This window comes from Pseudomonas sp. Leaf127 (assembly GCF_001423155.1).
Lineage (GTDB): Bacteria > Pseudomonadota > Gammaproteobacteria > Pseudomonadales > Pseudomonadaceae > Aquipseudomonas > Aquipseudomonas ovata.
Map to the genome: position 1 here is coordinate 110,437 of NZ_LMOA01000006.1, position 19,433 is coordinate 129,869.

The 19,433-nt window shown below is 65.1% G+C and carries 14 protein-coding genes and 1 pseudogene; all 15 read left to right on the forward strand.

The window, feature by feature from the left end:
- Positions 1-84 precede the first annotated feature (84 nt).
- Positions 85-1,026 carry a VOC family protein gene (locus ASF84_RS06570; RefSeq protein ID WP_056836459.1) on the forward strand — a complete coding sequence of 314 codons (942 nt, stop codon included), beginning with the start codon at positions 85-87 and terminating at the stop codon, positions 1,024-1,026.
- 3 nt (positions 1,027-1,029) lie between these two features.
- Complete coding sequence (locus ASF84_RS06575; protein WP_056836461.1) at positions 1,030-1,377, forward strand: Rieske (2Fe-2S) protein; 348 nt, start codon at positions 1,030-1,032, stop codon at positions 1,375-1,377.
- Positions 1,378-1,510: 133 nt separating this feature from the next.
- Entirely contained in the window at positions 1,511-2,635 is a 1,125-nt protein-coding gene (locus ASF84_RS06580; RefSeq protein ID WP_056836463.1) for an FAD-dependent oxidoreductase, read from the forward strand.
- Positions 2,636-2,704: 69 nt separating this feature from the next.
- On the forward strand, positions 2,705-4,375 hold the full coding sequence (locus ASF84_RS06585) for a DUF1302 domain-containing protein (RefSeq protein WP_056836465.1): 1,671 nt from the start codon (positions 2,705-2,707) through the stop codon (positions 4,373-4,375).
- Between the two features lie 14 nt (positions 4,376-4,389).
- Complete coding sequence (locus ASF84_RS06590; protein WP_056836467.1) at positions 4,390-5,757, forward strand: DUF1329 domain-containing protein; 1,368 nt, start codon at positions 4,390-4,392, stop codon at positions 5,755-5,757.
- Positions 5,758-5,987: 230 nt separating this feature from the next.
- Positions 5,988-7,049: a WD40/YVTN/BNR-like repeat-containing protein gene (locus tag ASF84_RS06595; protein ID WP_056836469.1), complete on the forward strand. Its 1,062-nt coding sequence runs from the start codon at positions 5,988-5,990 to the stop codon at positions 7,047-7,049.
- Positions 7,050-7,053: 4 nt separating this feature from the next.
- Positions 7,054-9,540 carry an efflux RND transporter permease subunit gene (locus ASF84_RS06600; RefSeq protein WP_056836471.1) on the forward strand — a complete coding sequence of 829 codons (2,487 nt, stop codon included), beginning with the start codon at positions 7,054-7,056 and terminating at the stop codon, positions 9,538-9,540.
- A 13-nt stretch (positions 9,541-9,553) separates the two neighbouring features.
- Entirely contained in the window at positions 9,554-10,762 is a 1,209-nt protein-coding gene (locus tag ASF84_RS06605; protein WP_056836473.1) for an MFS transporter, read from the forward strand.
- Between the two features lie 16 nt (positions 10,763-10,778).
- Entirely contained in the window at positions 10,779-11,351 is a 573-nt protein-coding gene (locus tag ASF84_RS06610) for a cupin domain-containing protein (RefSeq protein WP_056836474.1), read from the forward strand.
- The gene (locus ASF84_RS06615; RefSeq protein WP_056836476.1) at positions 11,348-12,340 is read left to right on the forward strand and encodes a fumarylacetoacetate hydrolase family protein; all 993 of its coding nucleotides are present in this window, start codon (positions 11,348-11,350) and stop codon (positions 12,338-12,340) included. Before ASF84_RS06610 ends, ASF84_RS06615 begins: the two co-directional genes overlap by 4 nt.
- Complete coding sequence (locus ASF84_RS06620) at positions 12,331-13,314, forward strand: NAD-dependent epimerase/dehydratase family protein (RefSeq protein ID WP_056836478.1); 984 nt, start codon at positions 12,331-12,333, stop codon at positions 13,312-13,314. Before ASF84_RS06615 ends, ASF84_RS06620 begins: the two co-directional genes overlap by 10 nt.
- Positions 13,311-14,096 (forward strand): cyclase family protein, encoded by a 786-nt coding sequence (locus ASF84_RS06625; protein ID WP_056836480.1) that lies wholly within the window; start codon positions 13,311-13,313, stop codon positions 14,094-14,096. Before ASF84_RS06620 ends, ASF84_RS06625 begins: the two co-directional genes overlap by 4 nt.
- Before the next feature lie 789 nt (positions 14,097-14,885).
- Positions 14,886-15,692, forward strand: an 807-nt coding sequence (locus ASF84_RS29610; RefSeq protein ID WP_236709379.1) for a DUF4347 domain-containing protein, incomplete at its 3' end; no start/stop codon positions are given.
- 499 nt (positions 15,693-16,191) lie between these two features.
- A partial coding sequence (locus ASF84_RS06635; protein WP_330219664.1) for an Ig-like domain-containing protein occupies positions 16,192-18,931 on the forward strand: 2,740 nt, incomplete at its 3' end.
- A gap of 1 nt (position 18,932) precedes the next feature.
- Positions 18,933-19,433 (forward strand): annotated as a pseudogene (locus ASF84_RS29615) (Ig-like domain-containing protein); the annotation flags it as partial.

Below are 19,433 nucleotides of genomic sequence, written 5' to 3' on the forward strand. Positions count from 1 at the left end.
CTGCAACCGGACGGCCCCTTGCCGTCGTGGCCGATACCTGCGCCCTTGCCCGGCGCCCATAACAATTCCAATGGAGAGCCCGCCATGAATATTCTTGGCCTCGACGCCCTGATCTTCGGCGTCGACGACATCCCGGCCTGTGCCAGTTGCCTGCGCGACTACGGCCTTGCGGCCACTCACCTGGACGCCAAGGGCGGGCGCTTCGAAGCGCTCGACGGCACCGCGATCATCATCCGCCGCGGCGATGACCCAAGCCTGCCGCCGGCCCTGGGCCCGACCCCGTCGCTGCGCGAAACCGTGTATGGCGTGGCCAGCGCCGCCGACCTGGCAGCCATTGCCGATGAGCTGGGTCGTGACCGCGAGGTGCGTCGTGATGCCGACGGTGCGTTGCACTGCATCGACGACCTGGGCTTTGCCATTGCCTTTCAGGTCACCTGCCGGCGTGCCTTCGAAGCCGCCGCCGACCTGACCAACGCGCCGGGCAGCGCCCCGCAGCGCCCACTCAATCAATTGGGCATCTACGGCGACATGCCGGCCTTGCCGCGCACCTTGTCGCATGTGGTGTATTTCGTCCCCGATGCGACCAAGGGCGAGGCGTTCTACCGTGACCGGCTGGGCTTTGTCACGACGGACAGTTTCATTGGCGTGGGCCCGTTCATGCGCACCGCCGCCATGGACGACCACCACTGCCTGTTCATGATCCAGACTCCGCCGCACATGCAGGGCTGCGAGCATTTCACCTTCCACATGGGCAGCGGCACCGAAGTGCTGCTGGCCGGTACGCGTTTCCAGAGCCAGGGCTGGACCAGCTTCTGGGGGCCGGGCCGGCACATGCTGGGCTCGAACTGGTTCTGGTATTTCAACTCGCCGCTGGGCTGCCACATCGAGTACGACGCCGACATGGACCGTCATGACGACGCATGGGCCGCCCGGCAGGCGCCGATGTCGGCCGATAACTCGCAATTATTCCTGTTCAGTGCCCGGGAAAAATGGGCCCCCAGCGGCCCGCCACCGAAAAAGGGCTGAGCCATGGCCTGCGCCACGCTGTGCCGGCTCGACGAAATCACCGAGGGCCAGGCGCGTGGGTTCGACCCGCAAGGGCAGGGTGCCGACAGCCTGTTTGTGCTGCGCCATGCCGGCGTTGTGCGGGTGTATCGCAATCGCTGCCCGCATTTGCACACGCCCCTGGAGTACCGCAAGGACCGGTTTCTCAGTGCCGACGGCCAGTGGGTGGTGTGTTACGCCCATAACGCCCGCTTTCGGCCCGACACCGGCGAGTGCGTCTACGGCCCGTGTCGGGGGCAGTCGTTGGTGTCCTTGCAACACCACGAGCAGGCCGGCTGGCTGCTAGTGCCGCTGGCGCAGTTGCACGACTGAGGTATCGCGCCAGGCGATAGGTCGCATCCCTACACACGATTGGTCAAAGCCCGGTTGCACCGGGAAGCTGTGCCCAGGCACAGGAAGGCCCGCACACCGTGCGCAACTACAAGAACAAGACATAAGGAATGCCATGAATACCGTGAATAACGTGTTGATCGTCGGCGGCGGAATCGGCGGGCTGTGCGCCGCCATTGCCCTGCGCCGCAAAGGGATTGCCGTCGAACTGGTCGAGCTCAAGACCGAATGGACGGTCTACGGCGTCGGCATCATCCAGCAGAGCAACGTGGTGCGCGAAATGCACCGCCTGGGTCTGCTGGATGCCTACCTGGACGCGGCCTTCGCCTTTGAGGACGTCGCCATCTATTCCACCACCGGCCAGCAGCTGGTGCGCATTCCCGGCCAGCGCCTGGCCGGCCCCGAGTACCCGGCCAATGTCGGCATCTCGCGCCGCGCCCTGCACAAGGTGCTCAGCGAAACCGCCATCGCGCTGGGCACCCAGGTGCACCTGGGCACCTCGATCGACAGTTTTAAGCAGGACGAGGCGGGCGTGGACGTGCTGTTCAGCGACGGTCGCCAGGGGCGCTTCGACCTGTTGGTCGGTGCCGACGGCTTGTTCTCCAAAGTGCGCAGCCTGCTGTTTGGCGACATCTACCAGCCACATTTCACCGGCCAGTCGGTGTGGCGCTACAACTTCAAGCGCAGCGGCGGGCTCGATCACCTGGCCAACTACCAGGGCCCGGCCGGCAATGCGGGCCTGGTGCCGCTGGCCGACGACCTGATGTACCTGTTCACCACCTCCCACGAGCCGGGCAATCCCTGGAAAGAACAAGCCCATCTGGCCACTGAACTGCGCGAGCGGCTGGCCGGTTTCGGCGGCCTGATCGGCGAGCTGCGCGAGCAGATCACCGATTCTGCCGAAGTGGTCTACAAGCCGCTGGAAGCGGTGTTCATCGACGAGCCCTGGTACCGCGGCCGGGTGCTGGTGATCGGCGACGCCGCCCACGCCACCACCCCGCACCTGGGCCAGGGTGCCGGCATGGCCATCGAAGACGCCGTGGTGCTGGCCGAAGAACTGACCGCCGACGGCACGCTGGAGGCGCAATTGCAGCGCTTCATGGCCCGGCGTTTCGAGCGCTGCAAGTACATCAGTGAAATGTCGCTGCTGGCCGGCGCCAAGGAGGTCGAGCGCGACCCGTCGTTCGACCGCATCGGCCTGGTCAAGCAGATGCTGGAGGTCACCGCTCGCCCCATCTGAACCCTGCGGTGGCGCCTGCGCGCTGCCTGGCCGTACACACGCACAACAACAATAAAAGAGGTGTTTCCGATGTTGACTGGCAACCCTGTACACAGGCGCACGCTGCCGCCGCTCAAACCCCTGGCCATGACCCTGCTGGCCCTGGCCGCCGGGCACAGCCAGGCCTTTGAAATCGACACGGGTATCCCCGACCTGCGGGTGCGCTGGGATAACACCCTGAAATACAGCGCCGCCTGGCGCACCCAGGACCCCGACAGCCGCCTGACCGAAGGCCAGACCTCGCTGAACCTGGACGACGGCGACCGCAATTTCCGCAAGGGCCTGATCTCCAACCGCCTGGACCTGCTCTCGGAGCTGGACATCACCTATGACAACGTCGGCGCACGGGTCAGCGGTGCAGCCTGGTACGACGACGCCTATAACCGTGGCACTGACAACAACGACCCGAGCCGCAGTAACAGCACCTCGGTGCGCTATGACCAGTTCACCGATGACACCCGCACTTTGCACGGGCGCAAGGGCGAGTTGCTCGATGCCTTTCTGTTCGGCAAGACCGAAATCGGCGGCCTGCCGGTGTCCGGGCGTGTGGGCCGCTACGCCATGCAGTGGGGCGAGAGCCTGTTCTACGGCATGAACGGCATTGCCGGTGGCATGGCACCGATCGACGTGGTCAAGGGCCTGTCGGTGCCCAACACCCAGTTCAAGGAATTGATCCGCCCGGTGCAACAGCTGTCCGGCCAGTTGCAACTGACCCCGGACGTGTCGATCGGCGCCTATTACCAGTTCAGTTGGGAAGCCAACCGCCTGCCGGCCGCCGGCAGCTATTTTTCCAATGACGACTTCTTTGGCGACGGCGCCGAGCGCTTGTTTGTCGGCGCACCGGTCATGCCGGGTGGCCAGCCGCTGGCCTTCTACCACGGCAAGGACAAGGACGCCAAAGACTCGGGACAAGGCGGGGTGCAACTGCGCTGGCGCACCGAGACCGTTGACTGGGGCCTGTATGCCATCCGCTTCCACGACAAGTCGCCGCAGCTCAACGTGCGCCCCGACTTTGCCAGCCTCAACCCGGTTACCGGCAAGGCGGGTGAGTTCTATTGGGTCTACCCCGAGGACATCTCGGCCCTGGGCGCCAGCTTTTCCACCACGCTGGGCAATTTCAACGTGGCCGGTGAAGTGTCGACGCGCTGGAACCAGCCGCTGGCCTCGACCAACCAGCATTCGCTGGCCCCTGGCGAGGCGCTCGACAACAGCGATAACCCGGTGTACGCCACCGGCCGGACCCTGCACGCCAACCTGTCGTGGCTGGCCAGCCTGGAGCCGAGCTTCATTGCCCGCGAATCGAGCTTTCTCGGTGAAATCGCCTGGAACCGCGTGCTCAGCGTGAGCAAGAACCGCGATGCCATCGACCCCAATGCCGACCGCGACGCGGCCAGCCTGCGCCTGGTCTACGAGCCGATGTACCGGCAGTTCTACCCGGGCCTGGACCTGTCCGTGCCGCTTGGCGCCAGTTACACCCACGGTGCCTCGCGCGCGCTGGGCACCGGGTTTGGCACCGACCAGGGCGGCGACATCAACGTTGGCCTGAAGGGCAACTACCTGAACGTCTGGAACCTGGGCCTGACCTACACCCACTACTACGGCCCGCGTAACACCTTTCTGGATGCCAGCAACAACTACACCTTCGAACAGTCGCTCAAAGACCGCGACTTCATCGCCTTCACCGTCAGCCGCAGCTTCTGACCCAGGACAGCCCGATGAAACATACCTACAAGATCGTCTCGATGCTCAGCGCCCTGAGCGCTGCCCTGTTGTTCGCCCACGGTGCCATGGCTGCCGTGTCGGCCGAGGACGCCGCCCGGCTCAAGACCAGCCTGACCCCGCTGGGCGCCGAGCGCGCCGGCAATGCCAGCGGCAGCATTCCGGCCTGGACCGGCGGCTACACCCAGGCCGACCCGGCCTATAAAGCGGGCGGCAAGCGCGGTGACCCGTTCGCCAGCGACAAGCCGACCCTGACCATCACCGCGCAGAACATGGCCCAGTACGCCGACAAACTGACCCCCGGTGTGCAGGCGATGCTCAAGAAATACCCCGACAGCTACCGGGTCGAGGTGTACCCGACCCATCGCAGCGCCGCCGCGCCGCAGGCGGTGTACGACGCCACCTTTGCCAATGCCACGGCCGGCAAGCTGGTCGAAGGCCCTGCGGGGGGGATGCCCGAGGGCGCCTCCGGGGGTATTCCGTTCCCGATTCCGCAAAACGGCGCCGAAGCCATGTGGAACCACCTGCTGCGCTGGCGCGGCGCGTCCTGGCACGCCAGCTTCTCCCAGTACCTGACCACCGCCGACGGCAAGCATGTGTTGACCAACGACTCGCGTGCCGACCTGCAGATGCCCTGGTACCTGCCGGGTGGTTCGGGCGAGAAGGGCGTGTTCTGGTCGATCCGCATGATCAACGACGGTCCGCCCCTGCGTGCCGGCGAGGCCATCACCGGCCTTGAAAACCTCAATGCCGACAAGGCGGCGGTGTGGACCTACCTGCCGGGCCAGCGCCGCGTGCGTCGCTTGCCCAACGCCTGCTGCGACACGCCGACGCCGGCCACCGCCGGGGTCATGAGTTTCGATGAACTGTACGTGTTCAATGGCCGTCTCGACCGCTTCGACTGGAAGCTGGTGGGCAAGAAAGAGATGTACATCCCCTACAACGCCAACAAGGTGTTCACCGCCTCGAGTGCCGAAGCGCTGCTGGACGCCCATCACCTGAAGTCCGACGTGGTTCGCTGGGAGCTGCATCGGGTCTGGGTGGTCGAGGCCACGCTGAAAAACGGCCAGCGCCATGTGATGCCCAAGAGCACCTACTACCTCGATGAAGACACTTGGGCGGCGGTGCTGGGCGAGCGCTACGACGCTCGTGGGCAATTGGCCAAGGTGGTGTGGACATCGCCGGTCGTCTTGCCCGACCTGCCGGGGGTGGTGACGCTGACCAACGGCTTCTACGACCTGGTGTCCGGGGCCTGGTTTGCCGGCGACCTGTTTGCCGGCGAGGCCGAGCAGTACCGCATCGTGCCGCCGATCAAGGACTCGGTGTTCACCGCCGACGCCATGGCCGGCGAAGGCGTGCGCTGAAGCTGCAGCGGGCGCGCTGTCCGCAGCCTGACCGTGGTAGGAGCGCGCTTGCCGGAATGCCGGACCACCGCGACCGAGTGCGAAGCGCTCGCAAGATCTCGGAAACGCTGAAAATTTACGACTGCTACGCAGCCGGTCGCGGGCAGAGCGCGCTCCTACACCGGCGCCCTGTTGGCTGTGCGACAGGCGTTTTGGACTCAATAACAACAACCTTGAAAGGTGGCGTGCACATGAATACAAGGGTTTTCCGCTGGCTGCTGGCCGCCTGTTGCAGCTTGACGCCGGTGTTCACGGTGCAAGCCACCGAGGCGCTGCAACAGCCTGCCGTGCAAGGCCCGCAAGCTTTGCGCGCGGTGCTGCAGGACGTGACCCGTGCAGGTAACCGTCTGGTGGCAGTGGGCGAGCGGGGCGTGGTGCTGTTGTCTGACGACAATGGCCTGCACTGGCGCCAGGCCACGGCGGTGCCGGTCAGCGTCGGCCTGAACGCGGTGCAGTTTGTCGATGCCCGCACCGGCTGGGCCGTGGGCCACGCCGGGGTGGTGCTGCGCAGTGAAGACGGCGGCGAACACTGGGCCCTGCAACTGGATGGCCAGCGTGTGGCGACCGTGGAGCTGCGCGCCGCCGAGGCGTCAGCTGACAGCACGCGCATCGACGCGGCCAGACGCCTGGTGGCCGATGGCGCCGACAAGCCCTGGCTGGCGCTCAGTTTCAGCGATGCCGGTCACGGCCTGATCGTGGGGGCTTATGGCCTGGCGCTGGCCACCGCCGACGGTGGCCGCACCTGGCAGTCGCAAGGCGCCCGCTTGCCCAACCCTGGCGGCCTGCACCTGTATGCCCTGGCGCGCCAGGGGCGCGATCTGTTCATTGCCGGCGAACAAGGGTTGCTGTTGCGCTCACGCGATGGCGGCGAGCATTTCCAGGCGCTGGACGGGCCGTACGAAGGCAGCTATTTCAGCCTCGCCCTGCTGCCCGACGGGCGCCTGCTGGTGGGCGGCCTGCGCGGCAAGCTGTTTGTTTCCAGAGACAACGGCGACAGCTTCGAAACCCTGGCCAACCCGATACCGGCGTCACTCAACGCCATTCGCGTGACCGGTAACCAGGTGCTGCTGGCCAATCAGGCCGGCCTGTTGCTGCGCAGCGGCCTGAACGATTTTGCCGCCACACCGCAGGCGGTGTCCGAAGGCCTGCCGCTGACCGCCGTGACCCAGGCCGCCGACGGCGCGCTGATCACCGTGGGCATGGCCGGCGCCCGGCGCCTGACGTCTTCTTCCACTTCTTCTGCGGCGGACTGAGCCCATGCACGTTTCGACTTCCAAGGCACCGTCCAGCGGTCGCCTCGACGACTTCGACAGCGCCTCCGGCTCCTTGCTGGAACGCGCCCTGTTCAACCATCGCACCTGGGTGCTGCTGGTGTGCCTGGCGGCCACCTTGCTGCTGGGCTGGCAGGCCACGCGCCTGACGCTCAATGCCAGCTTCGAGAAAACCATCCCCCACGATCATCCATTCATCCATAACTACCTGGCGCACCGTCAAGAACTGGCCGGGCTGGGCAATGCCGTGCGCATCGCAGTGGCCAACCCGCAGGGCACGATCTACGACCGCGATTACCTGCGCAACTTGCAAGCGCTCAACGACGAGATCTACCTGCTGCCGGGCGTGGACCGCGCCGCCATGAAGTCGCTGTGGACACCCTCAACGCGCTGGACCGGGGTGACCGAAGAGGGCCTGGAAGGTGGCCCGGTGATTCCCGATGGCTATGACGGCGGAGCCGCGAGCCTTTCGGCCTTGCAGCGCAATATCGAGCGCTCCAACGAGATCGGCCAGTTGGTGGCTTTCGATCAGCGCTCCAGCATTATCTATGTGCCTCTGCTGGACAAGACCCCGGACGGCCAGGCCCTGGACTACACCGCCCTGGCCCATGAACTCGAAACCCTGCGCAGTCACTACCAGTCGCAAGGCGTAGAGATCCACATCACCGGTTTTGCCAAGGTGGTGGGCGACCTGATCGACGGCCTGCGCCAGATCCTGCTGTTTTTTGCGGCGGCCATCGTCATCACCGGCGTGGTGCTCTACGGCTACACCCGCTGCCTGCGCAGCACCGCGCTGGTGGTGACCTGTTCACTGGTGGCGGTGGTCTGGCAACTGGGCCTGTTGCCGCTGCTGGGCTATGAACTGGACCCGTATTCGGTGTTGGTGCCGTTTCTGGTGTTTGCCATCGGCATGAGCCACGGCGCGCAGAAAATGAACGGCATCATGCAGGACATCGGTCGTGGCATGCACCGGCTGGTGGCGGCGCGCTTCACCTTCAGGCGGCTGTTTTTCGCCGGGCTGACAGCGCTGTTGTGCGATGCCGTGGGCTTTGCCGTGCTGATGATCATCAAGATCCCGGTGATCCAGGACCTGGCCGTCATCGCCAGCCTGGGGGTGGCGGTGCTGATCTTCACCAACCTGATCCTGCTGCCGGTGCTGCTGTCTTATATCGGTGTCAGCCCCACGGCTGCCCGGCGCAGCCTGCGCGCTGAAGAGGCCGAAGCGAGCGGGGCGGCCAAGCCTGCGCTGTGGCGCTTTCTGGACCTGTTCACCCAGCGTCGCTGGGCGGCGTTGTGCGTAACGGTGGCCGCGCTGATGGCGATCGGCGGCTTCATGGTCAGCCTGCACCTGAAGATCGGCGACCTGGATGCCGGCGCCCCGGAGCTGCGGTCCGACTCGCGCTACAACCGCGACAATGCCTTTATCACCCAGCATTACGGCGCCAGCAGTGATGTCTTTGCGGTGATGGTGCAGACCCCGCCGGGCGGCTGCTCGGCCTATGACACGCTCAAGCGCGTCGACCAACTGGACTGGCAACTGCGCGGCCTGAGCGGGGTGGATTCGACTAACTCGCTGGCCTTGCTCAACCGCCGGGTGCTGGTCGGCCTGTCCGAAGGCAACCCCAAATGGTACGAACTGGTCAATAACCAGGCGACCCTGAACATGGTCACCGCCGGGGCCCCGCGTGGCCTGTACAACGACGACTGCAGCCTGCTGACCCTCTACGCCTACCTCACCGACCACAAGGCCGACACCCTCACCCGGGTGGTCGACAGCGTGCAGGCCTTTGCCAAAGCCAACGACAGCGACCAGGCGCGCTTCGTGCTGGCCGCCGGCAGCGCCGGGATCGAGGCCGCCACCAATATCGTGGTACGTCAGGCCAACCGCGACATGCTCTGGTGGGTGTACGGCGCGGTGATCATCCTGTGCCTGGTGACCTTCCGCTCCTGGCGGGCCGTGGTGTGCGCAGTGCTGCCGCTGGTGCTGACGTCGATTCTGTGCGAGGCGCTGATGGTCGGCCTGGGGATGGGCGTCAAGGTCGCGACCCTGCCGGTGATTGCCTTGGGCGTGGGCATCGGCGTGGACTACGCGCTGTACGTGATGAGCATCGTGCTGGCCGAACTGCGCAAGGGCGCCAGCCTGTCGCAGGCCTATTACCGGGCGCTGCTGTTCACCGGCAAGGTGGTGATGCTGACCGGTGTGACCCTGGCCATCGGCGTGGGCACCTGGGTGTTGTCGCCCATCAAGTTCCAGGCCGACATGGGCGTGCTGCTGGCGTTCATGTTCGTCTGGAACATGGTCGGTGCGCTGGTGCTGCTGCCGGCGCTGGCCTACTTCCTGTTGCCGCAGCGCCTGGCGCCGGCGCATGACGCCACCGGTGTGCCTGACACGGCGCAAACGGCCGCCCGTCCGGCACTGCCCGTGCAGCGCGCGCCCAATCCCGCCGGCGACGGCAAGCCCGTTCGGGCCTGAGGAGAATCGTCCCATGAACAATCACGCTCGTGCAGGCAGCGCCCAGGCGGCGTTGTTACTGTTCTGCAGTTGCCTGCCGGTGCTGGGGGCGGTGCTGATCGCCCCGGTGCTGCCGCGCATGCAGGCGCATTTTGCCGACACCCCGGGCGCGGCGGTGCTGGTGCCGGTGGCCCTGACCCTGCCGGCGCTGGTGATCGCCTTGCTGGCGCCGCTGGCCGGGGTGCTGGCCGACCGCATCGGCCGGCGGCGCCTGCTGCTGGGCAGCATGCTGCTCTACAGCCTGTGCGGGGTCTTGCCGCTGTGGCTCGATTCGCTGCACCTGATCGTCGCCAGCCGCGCCGGCATCGGCCTGGCCGAGGCGGGAATCATGACCTGCTGCACCACGCTGATGGGCGACTACTTCGACGGCCGGCGCCGCGAGCGGCTGTTTGCCTTGCAGATGGTGGTCACCTCGTTGTCGGCGGCGCTGTTCATGGGCCTTGGCGGGGCGTTGGGCGAGCACGGCTGGCGCACGCCGTTCGTGCTGTATGCGGCAGGGCTGGTGTGCCTGCCGCTGCTGGCCCTGTTGCTGTGGGAGCCTCAGGTGCAAGTCCGTCCGGCCGGGCATGCCTCTGAGCGTTTTGCCTGGCGCGCCCTGAGCCCGCTGTACCTGTTGACCCTGCTGGCCGGCGTCAGCTTGTTCATCGTTCCGGTGCAGGCCGGTTACCGCCTGCAATTGCTCGACATCCACGCCCCGCAACAGATCGGCCTGGTCATGGGCGCCAACCAGTTGGGCGTGCTGCTGGGCGCGCTGAGCTTTCGCTGGCTGTCGCGCCAGCCGGCGGCGCGCGTGCTGGCGCTGGGCTTTGCCATTGCCGGGCTGGGCGGGGCACTGATGGCGTACGTGACCCGCCTGGAGCTGATGGCACTGGCGGTGCTGATCAATGGCCTGGGCATCGGCCTGTTGCTGCCCACCTTGATCACCCGCGTCATGGCCTGCGTCGGTTTCGAGCAACGCGGCCGGGCCACCGGCGGGTTCACGGCGGCGATTTTCGCCGGCGAGTTCGCCAGCCCCTTGCTGGTACTGGCCATCACCACCGGCGAGCTTTCCCACCTGCCCAGGGCCTTGCTGCTGATTGCCCTGGTGCAACTGATCCTGGCACCGCTGTGCCTGCTGTTGCTGCGCCGCTCATCGCGCCCGGCCACGTCCGCCCCTGCCATGCCCTTGGGCGATGGCCACTGATTTTCCAGGAGAAACCATGCAACCGCTGCCCGAATTCAAACGTGTTGTCACCGGTCATGACCCGCATGGCCAGGCCATGGTCACCCTGTGCGGCGCCACCCCCAACAGCGTGGCACTCAAGGCCGTGCCCGGCACGGTGTTCCATGAACTCTGGAACAGCCCACACAGTCCGGCGCCGCTGGACAACGGCGCCGATCCGTCCACGCAACCGCTGCAACTGAGCCCCGTGCCCCTGGGCAGCGTCATTCGCGTGGTGGACATGCCGCCCGACAGCGCACAGCCGTCGCTCAGTGTCGAGGACGCCGCGGCGGTGTTCGCCGAGATCGGCCAGCAGCAGGCCGGCACCGGCCACGCCGAGGCGCGGCACCGGTTGATGCACCGCACCGAGACCCTGGACTACGGCATCGTCACCGAAGGCGAGGTGTGGCTGGTGCTCGACACCGAGGAGGTCCACCTCAAGCGCGGCGACGTGGTCGTGCAGCGCGGCACCAACCATGCCTGGAGCAACCGCACCGATCAGATGGCGCGGATGGTCTTCATCCTGCTTGACGGCCGCTATGACGCCGCGCTCAAGGCGGTGCTGCCATGAAGCTGGCCACGCTCGACGACGGCAGCCGCGATGGCTGCCTGCTGGTGGTGTCCCGCGACCTGAGCCGCGCCGTGAAGGCGGGCGGCATTGCCGCCACCTTGCAAACAGCGCTGGAGCGCTGGTGCGAGGTAGAGGCACCGTTGCAGGACCTCTATCGGCAGCTCAATGCCCATCAGGCCGAACAGGCGTTCGACCTGGACATCACACAACTGGCCGCGCCCTTGCCCCGCGCCTGGCAATGGCTGGACGGCTCGTGCTTTCTCAGCCACGGCGAACTGATGCAGAAGGCCTTCAACCTCGACCCCATCGAAGGCGCCGAGCGTATTCCGCTGATGTACCAGGGTGCCAGCGATGACTTTCTCGGTCCCCGCGCCGACATCGTGCTGCCCAGCGAGGCGCACGGCATTGATTTTGAGGGCGAGTTCGCGGTGCTGCTCGATGCCGTGCCGATGGGTTGCCCGGCTGCGCAGGCACTGGCGCATGTGCGCCTGCTGGTGCAGCTCAATGATGTCAGCCTGCGCGCCCTGGCACCGCGTGAAATGCAGACCGGGTTCGGCTTCGTGCAGGCCAAGCCGGCCAGCAGCTTCGCCCCGGTGGCGGTGACCCCCGATGAGCTGGGCACCGCCTGGCATGACGGGCGCGTGCACCTGCCCTTGAACGTCGAATGGAACGGGGCGTGGTTCGGCCACCCGCACGGCGGTGCCATGCATTTTGGCTTTGACCAGTTGATCGCCCATGCAGCGCTGACACGACGCTTGTGCGCCGGCACCCTGATCGGCTCGGGCACGGTGTCCAATGCCGATCGCCAGGTCGGTTCGGCGTGCATCTCGGAACGGCGGGCCATCGAGATGATCGAGCACGGCCAGCCGCGCACCGGCTTCATGCGCTTCGGCGACCGGGTGCGCATGGAAGCCCGTGGCCAGGAAGGCGAGGTCTTGTTTGGCGCCATCGATCAACAGGTGGTGCAGGGGGGCTGGCCATGCGCGTGATGATCACCGGGGCCAACGGCTTTGTCGGCCGCGCACTGGTGCAGCGGCTATTGGAGGCCGGCCAGTTGCGCGGGCAACGTATCGAGGCCCTGTTGCTGCTGGATCAGGCACTGACCGATCTGCCCGATGACCGCCGGGTGCGGCGTCATCTCGGCAACCTGTGCGATCCGGCCTTGCTGCGCCGGGCGCTGGCCGACGGGGTGGACGTGGTGTTTCACCTGGCCAGCCTGCCGGGTGGGGCCGCCGAGACGGACTACGAGCTGGGCTACCAGGTCAATCTGCAGGCCAGCCTGGAATTGCTGCAGCAGTTGCGCCACCGCGAGCGCCCGCCGGTGCTGGTGTATGCCAGCAGTATCGCGGTGTATGGCAGCGAACTGCCCCGGCGCATGGACGAAAGCCATCAGCCGCGTCCGCAACTGTCGTATGCCGCCCACAAGCTGATGATCGAAACCGCCGTACAGGACCTCACGCGCCTGGGCCTGATCGATGGCCGCAGCGTACGCCTGCCCGGCATCGTCGCCAGGCCCCGGCAAGCCAATGGCCTGCGCTCGGCTTTCATGAGTGATGTGTTACATGCCTTTGCCAATTGTGACAGCTACACCTGCCCGGTTTCGCCTCAGGCGACGGCGTGGTGGATGTCGGCACGCTGCTGCGTCGATAACCTGCTGCATGCTGCGCAATTGTCCGGCCTGGACGGCGCGCGAGTCTGGCAACTGCCTGTGTTACATCTGTCCATGGGCCAGGTTCTGGACGCCTTGACCGCCTGTTACGGGGCCGACTACGGTGCGCACATTCGCTTTGAACCTGACCCGTCACTGGAGGCCCTGTTTGGTCGTTTCCCCCCCTTGCACACCCCCATTGCCCGCGCGCTGGGGTTTCGCCATGACGGCTCTGCCGCCACCTTGCTGCGCAATGCCCTCGACATTCCCTCGCGTCGCCGCGTAACCCTCCTGCCAAGGAATCGCTCTGCATGAACCTGACCCGCCGCCGTTTGCTCGACCTCTCTGTCAGCCTGGACAACAACCCCTACACCGACCCACCGCCCTTGCTGCCGAAGATCGACTACATCGACCACCAGCAAGGCTGGCCGGAAATGGCCGCCATGTTCCCCGGCCTGCGTCTGGAAGACCTGCCAGGGCAGGAGTCCTGGGCCGCCGAGCGCCTGCAGATCACCACCCACAGCGGCACACACATGGACGCGCCCTGGCACTATGCCTCGACCACTGACGGCGGCAAACCGGCCTTCGGCATCGACGAGCTGCCGCTGGAGTGGTGCCTGCAACCGGGGGTGAAGCTGGATTTTCGTCACTTGCCCGACGGCCATCTGGTCAGCGCCGCCGAAGTCGAGGCCGAACTGGCGCGCATCGGCCATGTGCTGCAACCGCTGGACATCGTGCTGGTCAACACCCGCGCCGGCAGCCTGTTCGGTCAGCCCGGCTATCTGGATGCCGGCATCGGCATGGGCCGCGAGGCCACCTTGTACCTGCTCGAGCGCGGCGTGCGCGTGGTCGGCACCGACGCCTGGAGCTGGGACGCACCGTTCAAGTACACCCGTGAACGCTTTGCCGAAACCGGCGACGCCTCGCTGATCTGGGAAGGCCACAAGGCCGGGCGTGACATTGGCTACGGGCAGATGGAAAAACTTGCCAACCTGGAGCAGTTGCCGGATCACGGCTTTCTGATCAGTTGCTTTCCGTACAAGATCCGCCATGCCTCGGCCGGGTTCGTGCGAGCAGTGGCGATTCTGGAACCTTAGGCTCTGTACGAAACGTCGGTGAGCGAAGGTCAGGCAAGGCAAAAAGCGGCGAGCAAGCGCAGTTGACACGTGTCAATGAGCATTGCGAGTCGCTTTTTAACGCCGCATGGCCGTGCAGGCGGCTGCCCCCCTCGACTGTCTGTGAGAGGGGGCTTGTCCGCGATTGAGCGCGAAGCGCTCACAGGCATCGGTGAGACGCTGACATTCACGACTGCTGACGCAGCCCGGGCCAGGTGCGCTACGGCGATTCATTGTCCGCTAGGCGTCTTTATTCAGGTTCCTGTGCCTGGGGCTCAATCGCATTGTGGTCATACTTTACTTTTAAAAATTTCCCACGCGTGTGCGCAATTTATTTTTGTTTTTATTTGTCGCTCTGATCAGCTTTTTAATATTTCTCTCCAAAGGCCTCTACTGTCTTTGCCCATACGCTATCCGCGTTATTTTCATTCGGTTATGCTGGCGTTTTAAATCCTTCGGCCTGTAAGTGCAGTGCTTGCCCGGTGGGCGCATGAGAAATACTCATGGCAGAGCGCTCGCCGCCCGTATTGTTTGACGACGATCCTGCCTGTTCGAGTTTTCTCGGAACGTGTCTTTCTGAAATGATATTGCTGTTCTTTACGTGACATCAGACGCTGCGGTCATCCTGATCGCCGTTTTCATATCCGTTGCAACGATCAATCCTGGGTGAGCAGCATGTGGTGGAATAAAAAAACGTCTCGGACCGTCAAGCCTGCCGGTTCAGCTCAGACCGTTGCCGTTCCGCCCATGATCCTGTGCCTGGAACCGCGCATGCTGTTCGACGGCGCGGTGGCCGCGACCGTGGCCGACACCGCAACCGAGCACCCGGTAGCGGCCGAGGCCGCAGCGAACACCACCGCCGACAGCAATGCCGGCCAGGACAACACGCACGCCACCGCCGACATCACCCCCACCGGCCCTGCCGAGCCGGGCCAGACCGTGGTGTTCGTCGACACACGGGTCAAGGACAGCGACAGCCTGATCGCCGGCGTGGCCGCCGGCACCGACGTGGTCAGGCTGGATGCCAGCCGCGAAGGCCTGCAACAGATTGCCGAGTACCTGGACGCGCACTCGGGGGTCAGCTCGGTGCAGATCATCGCGCACGGCAATGCCGGTGATCTGTGGCTGGGCAGCACCCACCTGTCGAGCGACAACCTCAACCAGTACAGCGGCGTGCTGGCGCAGATCGGCCAGGACATGAACGCCGGTGGCGATATCCTGATCTACGCCTGCAACACCGCCGAAGGCGAGGAGGGGCTCGATTTCGTCAACGCCCTGGCCATCAGCACCGGCCGCGACATCGCCGCGTCGAGCAACCGCACCGGCATGGGCGGCGACTGGAGCCTGGAAGTGGCCACCGGCAACCTGGAGAGCACCAGTGCCCTCTCGCAGCAGGTCAGGGACAGTTACCAGTGGGGCCTGCAGACCCTGGTGGTCAGCAACTACGCCGACACCGGCAACAGCGCCTCGTTGCGCAACATCCTGGCCAGCGCCCAGGCCGGTGACATCATCACCTTCAGCACCCCCGGCGCGACGGTGCTGCTCGACAGCCAGTTGACCATCAGCAAGAACATCACCNACCTTCAGCACCCCCGGCGCGACGGTGCTGCTCGACAGCCAGTTGACCATCAGCAAGAACATCACCCTCGATGGCGACCTGGACAACAACGGCACCGCCGACATTACGCTCGACGCCCAGTACAAGAGCCGCGTGCTGGAAGTGACCTCGGGTAGTACGGTGACGCTCGATGGCCTGGTCGTCACCAGGGGGCTGATTGCCGGTAATGGTGCCGACACTAATGGTTTTGCTGTTTCGTCTCTAGGGGCCGGGATTGCCAATAGCGGCAACCTGACGCTCAACAGCGTCACGGTGACAGCCAATGCCGCTTCGGGGGGCGGTGGAGCGTCTCAGAACATTAACGAGCAACCCTTTCAAGGGGGCGGCGGTGGTGGGGGCGGTATCATGACCAGTGCCTCTACGGGCGTCGGCGGGGGCTATGGAGGTCGCGCCGTTTACGCTGATGGAAATCCTGGCGGCTCCGGGAAAGGAGGCAACGGCGCTTCATTGAGCGTTCCCATGGGCGGCTCCGGCGGCTCTGACATCGGTGGCTCAGGGGGGCCTTCTCAGTTTGTTATTGTAGCCGGCGGTGCCGGTGGCTCGGCCAGCAGCACAACTATCAATATTGGCGGAGGGGGCGGCGCCTCTGGCTATGAGTTGAACGATGGCAGAGGCAAGGGTGCAGATGCCAGTGGTGGCATCTTCAACAGCAGCGGGGCGGTGCTGACCATCATTGGCCATTCGAGTATCACCGACAACGCCGGCGCCGGTGGGGGCGGTGTCGGTGCTGGTAACCGTTTCCAACCAGAATACTTGCCCGCCGCCGCCGCCGGTGTGGGAGGGATTGGCGTCGGGGCGATCTGGAACGCCGGCACCCTCAATATCAATACCTCCAGCCATGCACGCCTGATCGGTAACGATGGCGCCGGTGGTACTGCTGGCTTTGATCGTACAGATGCGGCAGGAGCGACGGCTGTCGGCATCGACACGCTCTACAATCAGGGCACGCTGAACCTCGACTACGCCAGGGCCACCATTGCACTGGCCGACAGCAGCTTGCAGGCGGGCCAGACCACGCAGGTGACCCTGACGTTCAGCGACGCGGTGACCGGTTTCGACAGCAGCGACCTGGTGCTGGCCAACGGCACGCTTGGCCCGGTCAGCAGCACGGATGGCGGGATCACCTGGACCGCCACCTTCACCCCGGACGTGGACATCGAAGACACCAGCAACGTCATCACCCTGGACCTGGCCAAGGTGCTGTTCGGCGGCACGGAGGGGACCGGCAATGCAAGTTCCGGCAACTACACTGTCGACACCCTGCGCCCGACAGTGGCCATCACCGTTGCTGACGCTGACCTGAAAGCCGACGAAACGACCCGGGTGATCTTTACCTTCAACGAGGCCGTCAGCGATTTGACCCTGGCCGACCTGACGGTGCAGAACGGCACGCTCAGCGCTGTGAGTAGCAACGATGGCGGCCTGACCTGGACCGCGACCTTAACACCCGCCGCCAATGTGCAGACGGCCGCTAATCTGATCACCCTGAACAACACCGGTGTGCTGGATGCGGCCGGCAATGCGGGCAGCGGGAGCACGGCGTCCACGCCATACCTCATCGACACGATAAGACCAACGGCAAGCATTGCGATAAGCGACCAGGCCTTGAAGGCCGGCGACACCGCCACCGTGACTATCACCTTCAGTGAAGCAGTCAGTGGCTTGAGCAATACCGATCTGAGCGTGGCCAATGGCACCCTGAGTACCGTGAGCAGCGGCGATGGCGGTATCACCTGGACTGCTGATTTCACCCCTGACACCAACATCGAGGCCACCGGCAACCTCATTACCCTGGCCAACAGCGGTGTGGTCAACGCAACCGGCAATGCCGGTGCAGGGACGACCGATTCGGTCAGCTACCGTGTCGACACCCTGGTCCCGACGGCGACCATTTTGATGACGGACCGCGCGCTGATTGCTGGTGAAACCTCGCCGGTCACCATCACCTTCAGCGAAGCGGTCAGCGGTTTGAGCAACGACGATCTGATGGTCGAGAACGGCACGCTCAGCGCTGTGAGTAGCAGCGATGGCGGCCTGACCTGGACGGCGACCTTTACCCCGGCGGTCGATCTGCTCGAGGCCAGCAGCCTTATCAGCCTGAACACTGCCGGTGTGCTGGATGCAGCCGGCAATGCGGGCAGCGGGACCACGGCGTCCACGCCATACCTCATCGACACCGTGCGGCCAACGGCGAGCCTCAAGCTGTATGATCGGGTCTTGAAGGTCGGCGACACCGCCATCGTGCTCATCACCTTCAGCGAGGCGGTCAGCGATTTCAGCAATGCCGACCTGAGTGTGGCCAATGGCACCCTGAGTACCGTGACCAGCGGCGATGGCGGTATCACCTGGACTGCTTATTTAACCCCTGACACCAACATCGAGGCCACCGGCAACCTCATTACCCTGGCCAACAGCGGTGTGGTCAATGCAACCGGCAATACCGGTGCAGGGACGACCGATTCGGTCAGCTACCGTGTCGACACCCTGGTCCCGACGGCGACCATTGTGATGCGCGACAGCGCGCTGATTGCCGGTGAAACCTCGCGGGTCACCCTCACCTTCAGCGAAGCGGTCAGCGGTTTGAGCAACGACGATCTGACGGTCGAGAACGGCACCCTGAGTGCGGTGAGCAGCAGCGACGGCGGCCTGACGTGGACGGCGACCTTCACCCCGGCGGCCGATCTGCTCGATGCCAGCAATGTCATCAGCCTGAACAATGCCGGCGTGCTTGATGCCGCCGGCAATGCCGGCAGCGGCACGACCGATTCTGACCGCTACGCCATCGACACGGTAAGGCCAACGGCAAGCATCACGATGAGTGACCGGGCCTTGAAGACCGGTGACACCGCCACTGTGAGCATCATCTTCAGCGAGGCGGTCAGCGGCTTTACCAACGCCGACCTCAGCGTGGCCAACGGCACCTTGAGCACTGTGACCAGCGCTGACGGCGGGTTGACCTGGACCGCCGACTTCACGCCAGCCACCAACATCGAGGTCACCGGCAACCTCATCACCCTGGCCAACAGCGGTGTGCTCAACGCAACCGGTAATGCCGGCACAGGCACGACCGGTTCGCCCAGCTACAGCATCGACACCCGGGCCCCGACCGCGACCATCGTGATGGCTGACAACGCGTTGGTTGTCGGTGAAACCTCACGGGTCACCATCACTTTCAGTGAAGCGGTCAGTGGGTTTACCANCGCGGTGCACCGCCGACCCTGGAGCGGCTGGTGGCAACACTCGGCGAGCATCCGGGGACGGGTCACCATCACTTTCAGTGAAGCGGTCAGTGGGTTTACCAATGCCGACCTGAGCGTGGTCAACGGTACCCTGAGTGCCGTGGCCAGCACTGACGGCGGTCTGACCTGGACCGCCACTTTCACGCCAAAGGCTGCGACCAGCGACAGCTCCAACCTGATCAGCCTCAACCGGGCCGGGGTCACCGATGCCGTCGGCAATACCGGCAGTGGCACGACGGTGTCCAATAACTACGCCATTGATACCGTGCGCCCGACGGCCACCATCGTCGTGGCTGATTCAGCACTGAAAGCCGACGAAACCTCGTTGGTGACCATCACCTTCAGCGAAGCGGTAAGCGGTTTCACCAATGCCGACCTGAGCGTGGCCAATGGCACCTTGAGTACCGTGACCAGCACCAATGGCGGGTTGACCTGGACTGCAACTTTCACACCTGCAAGCAC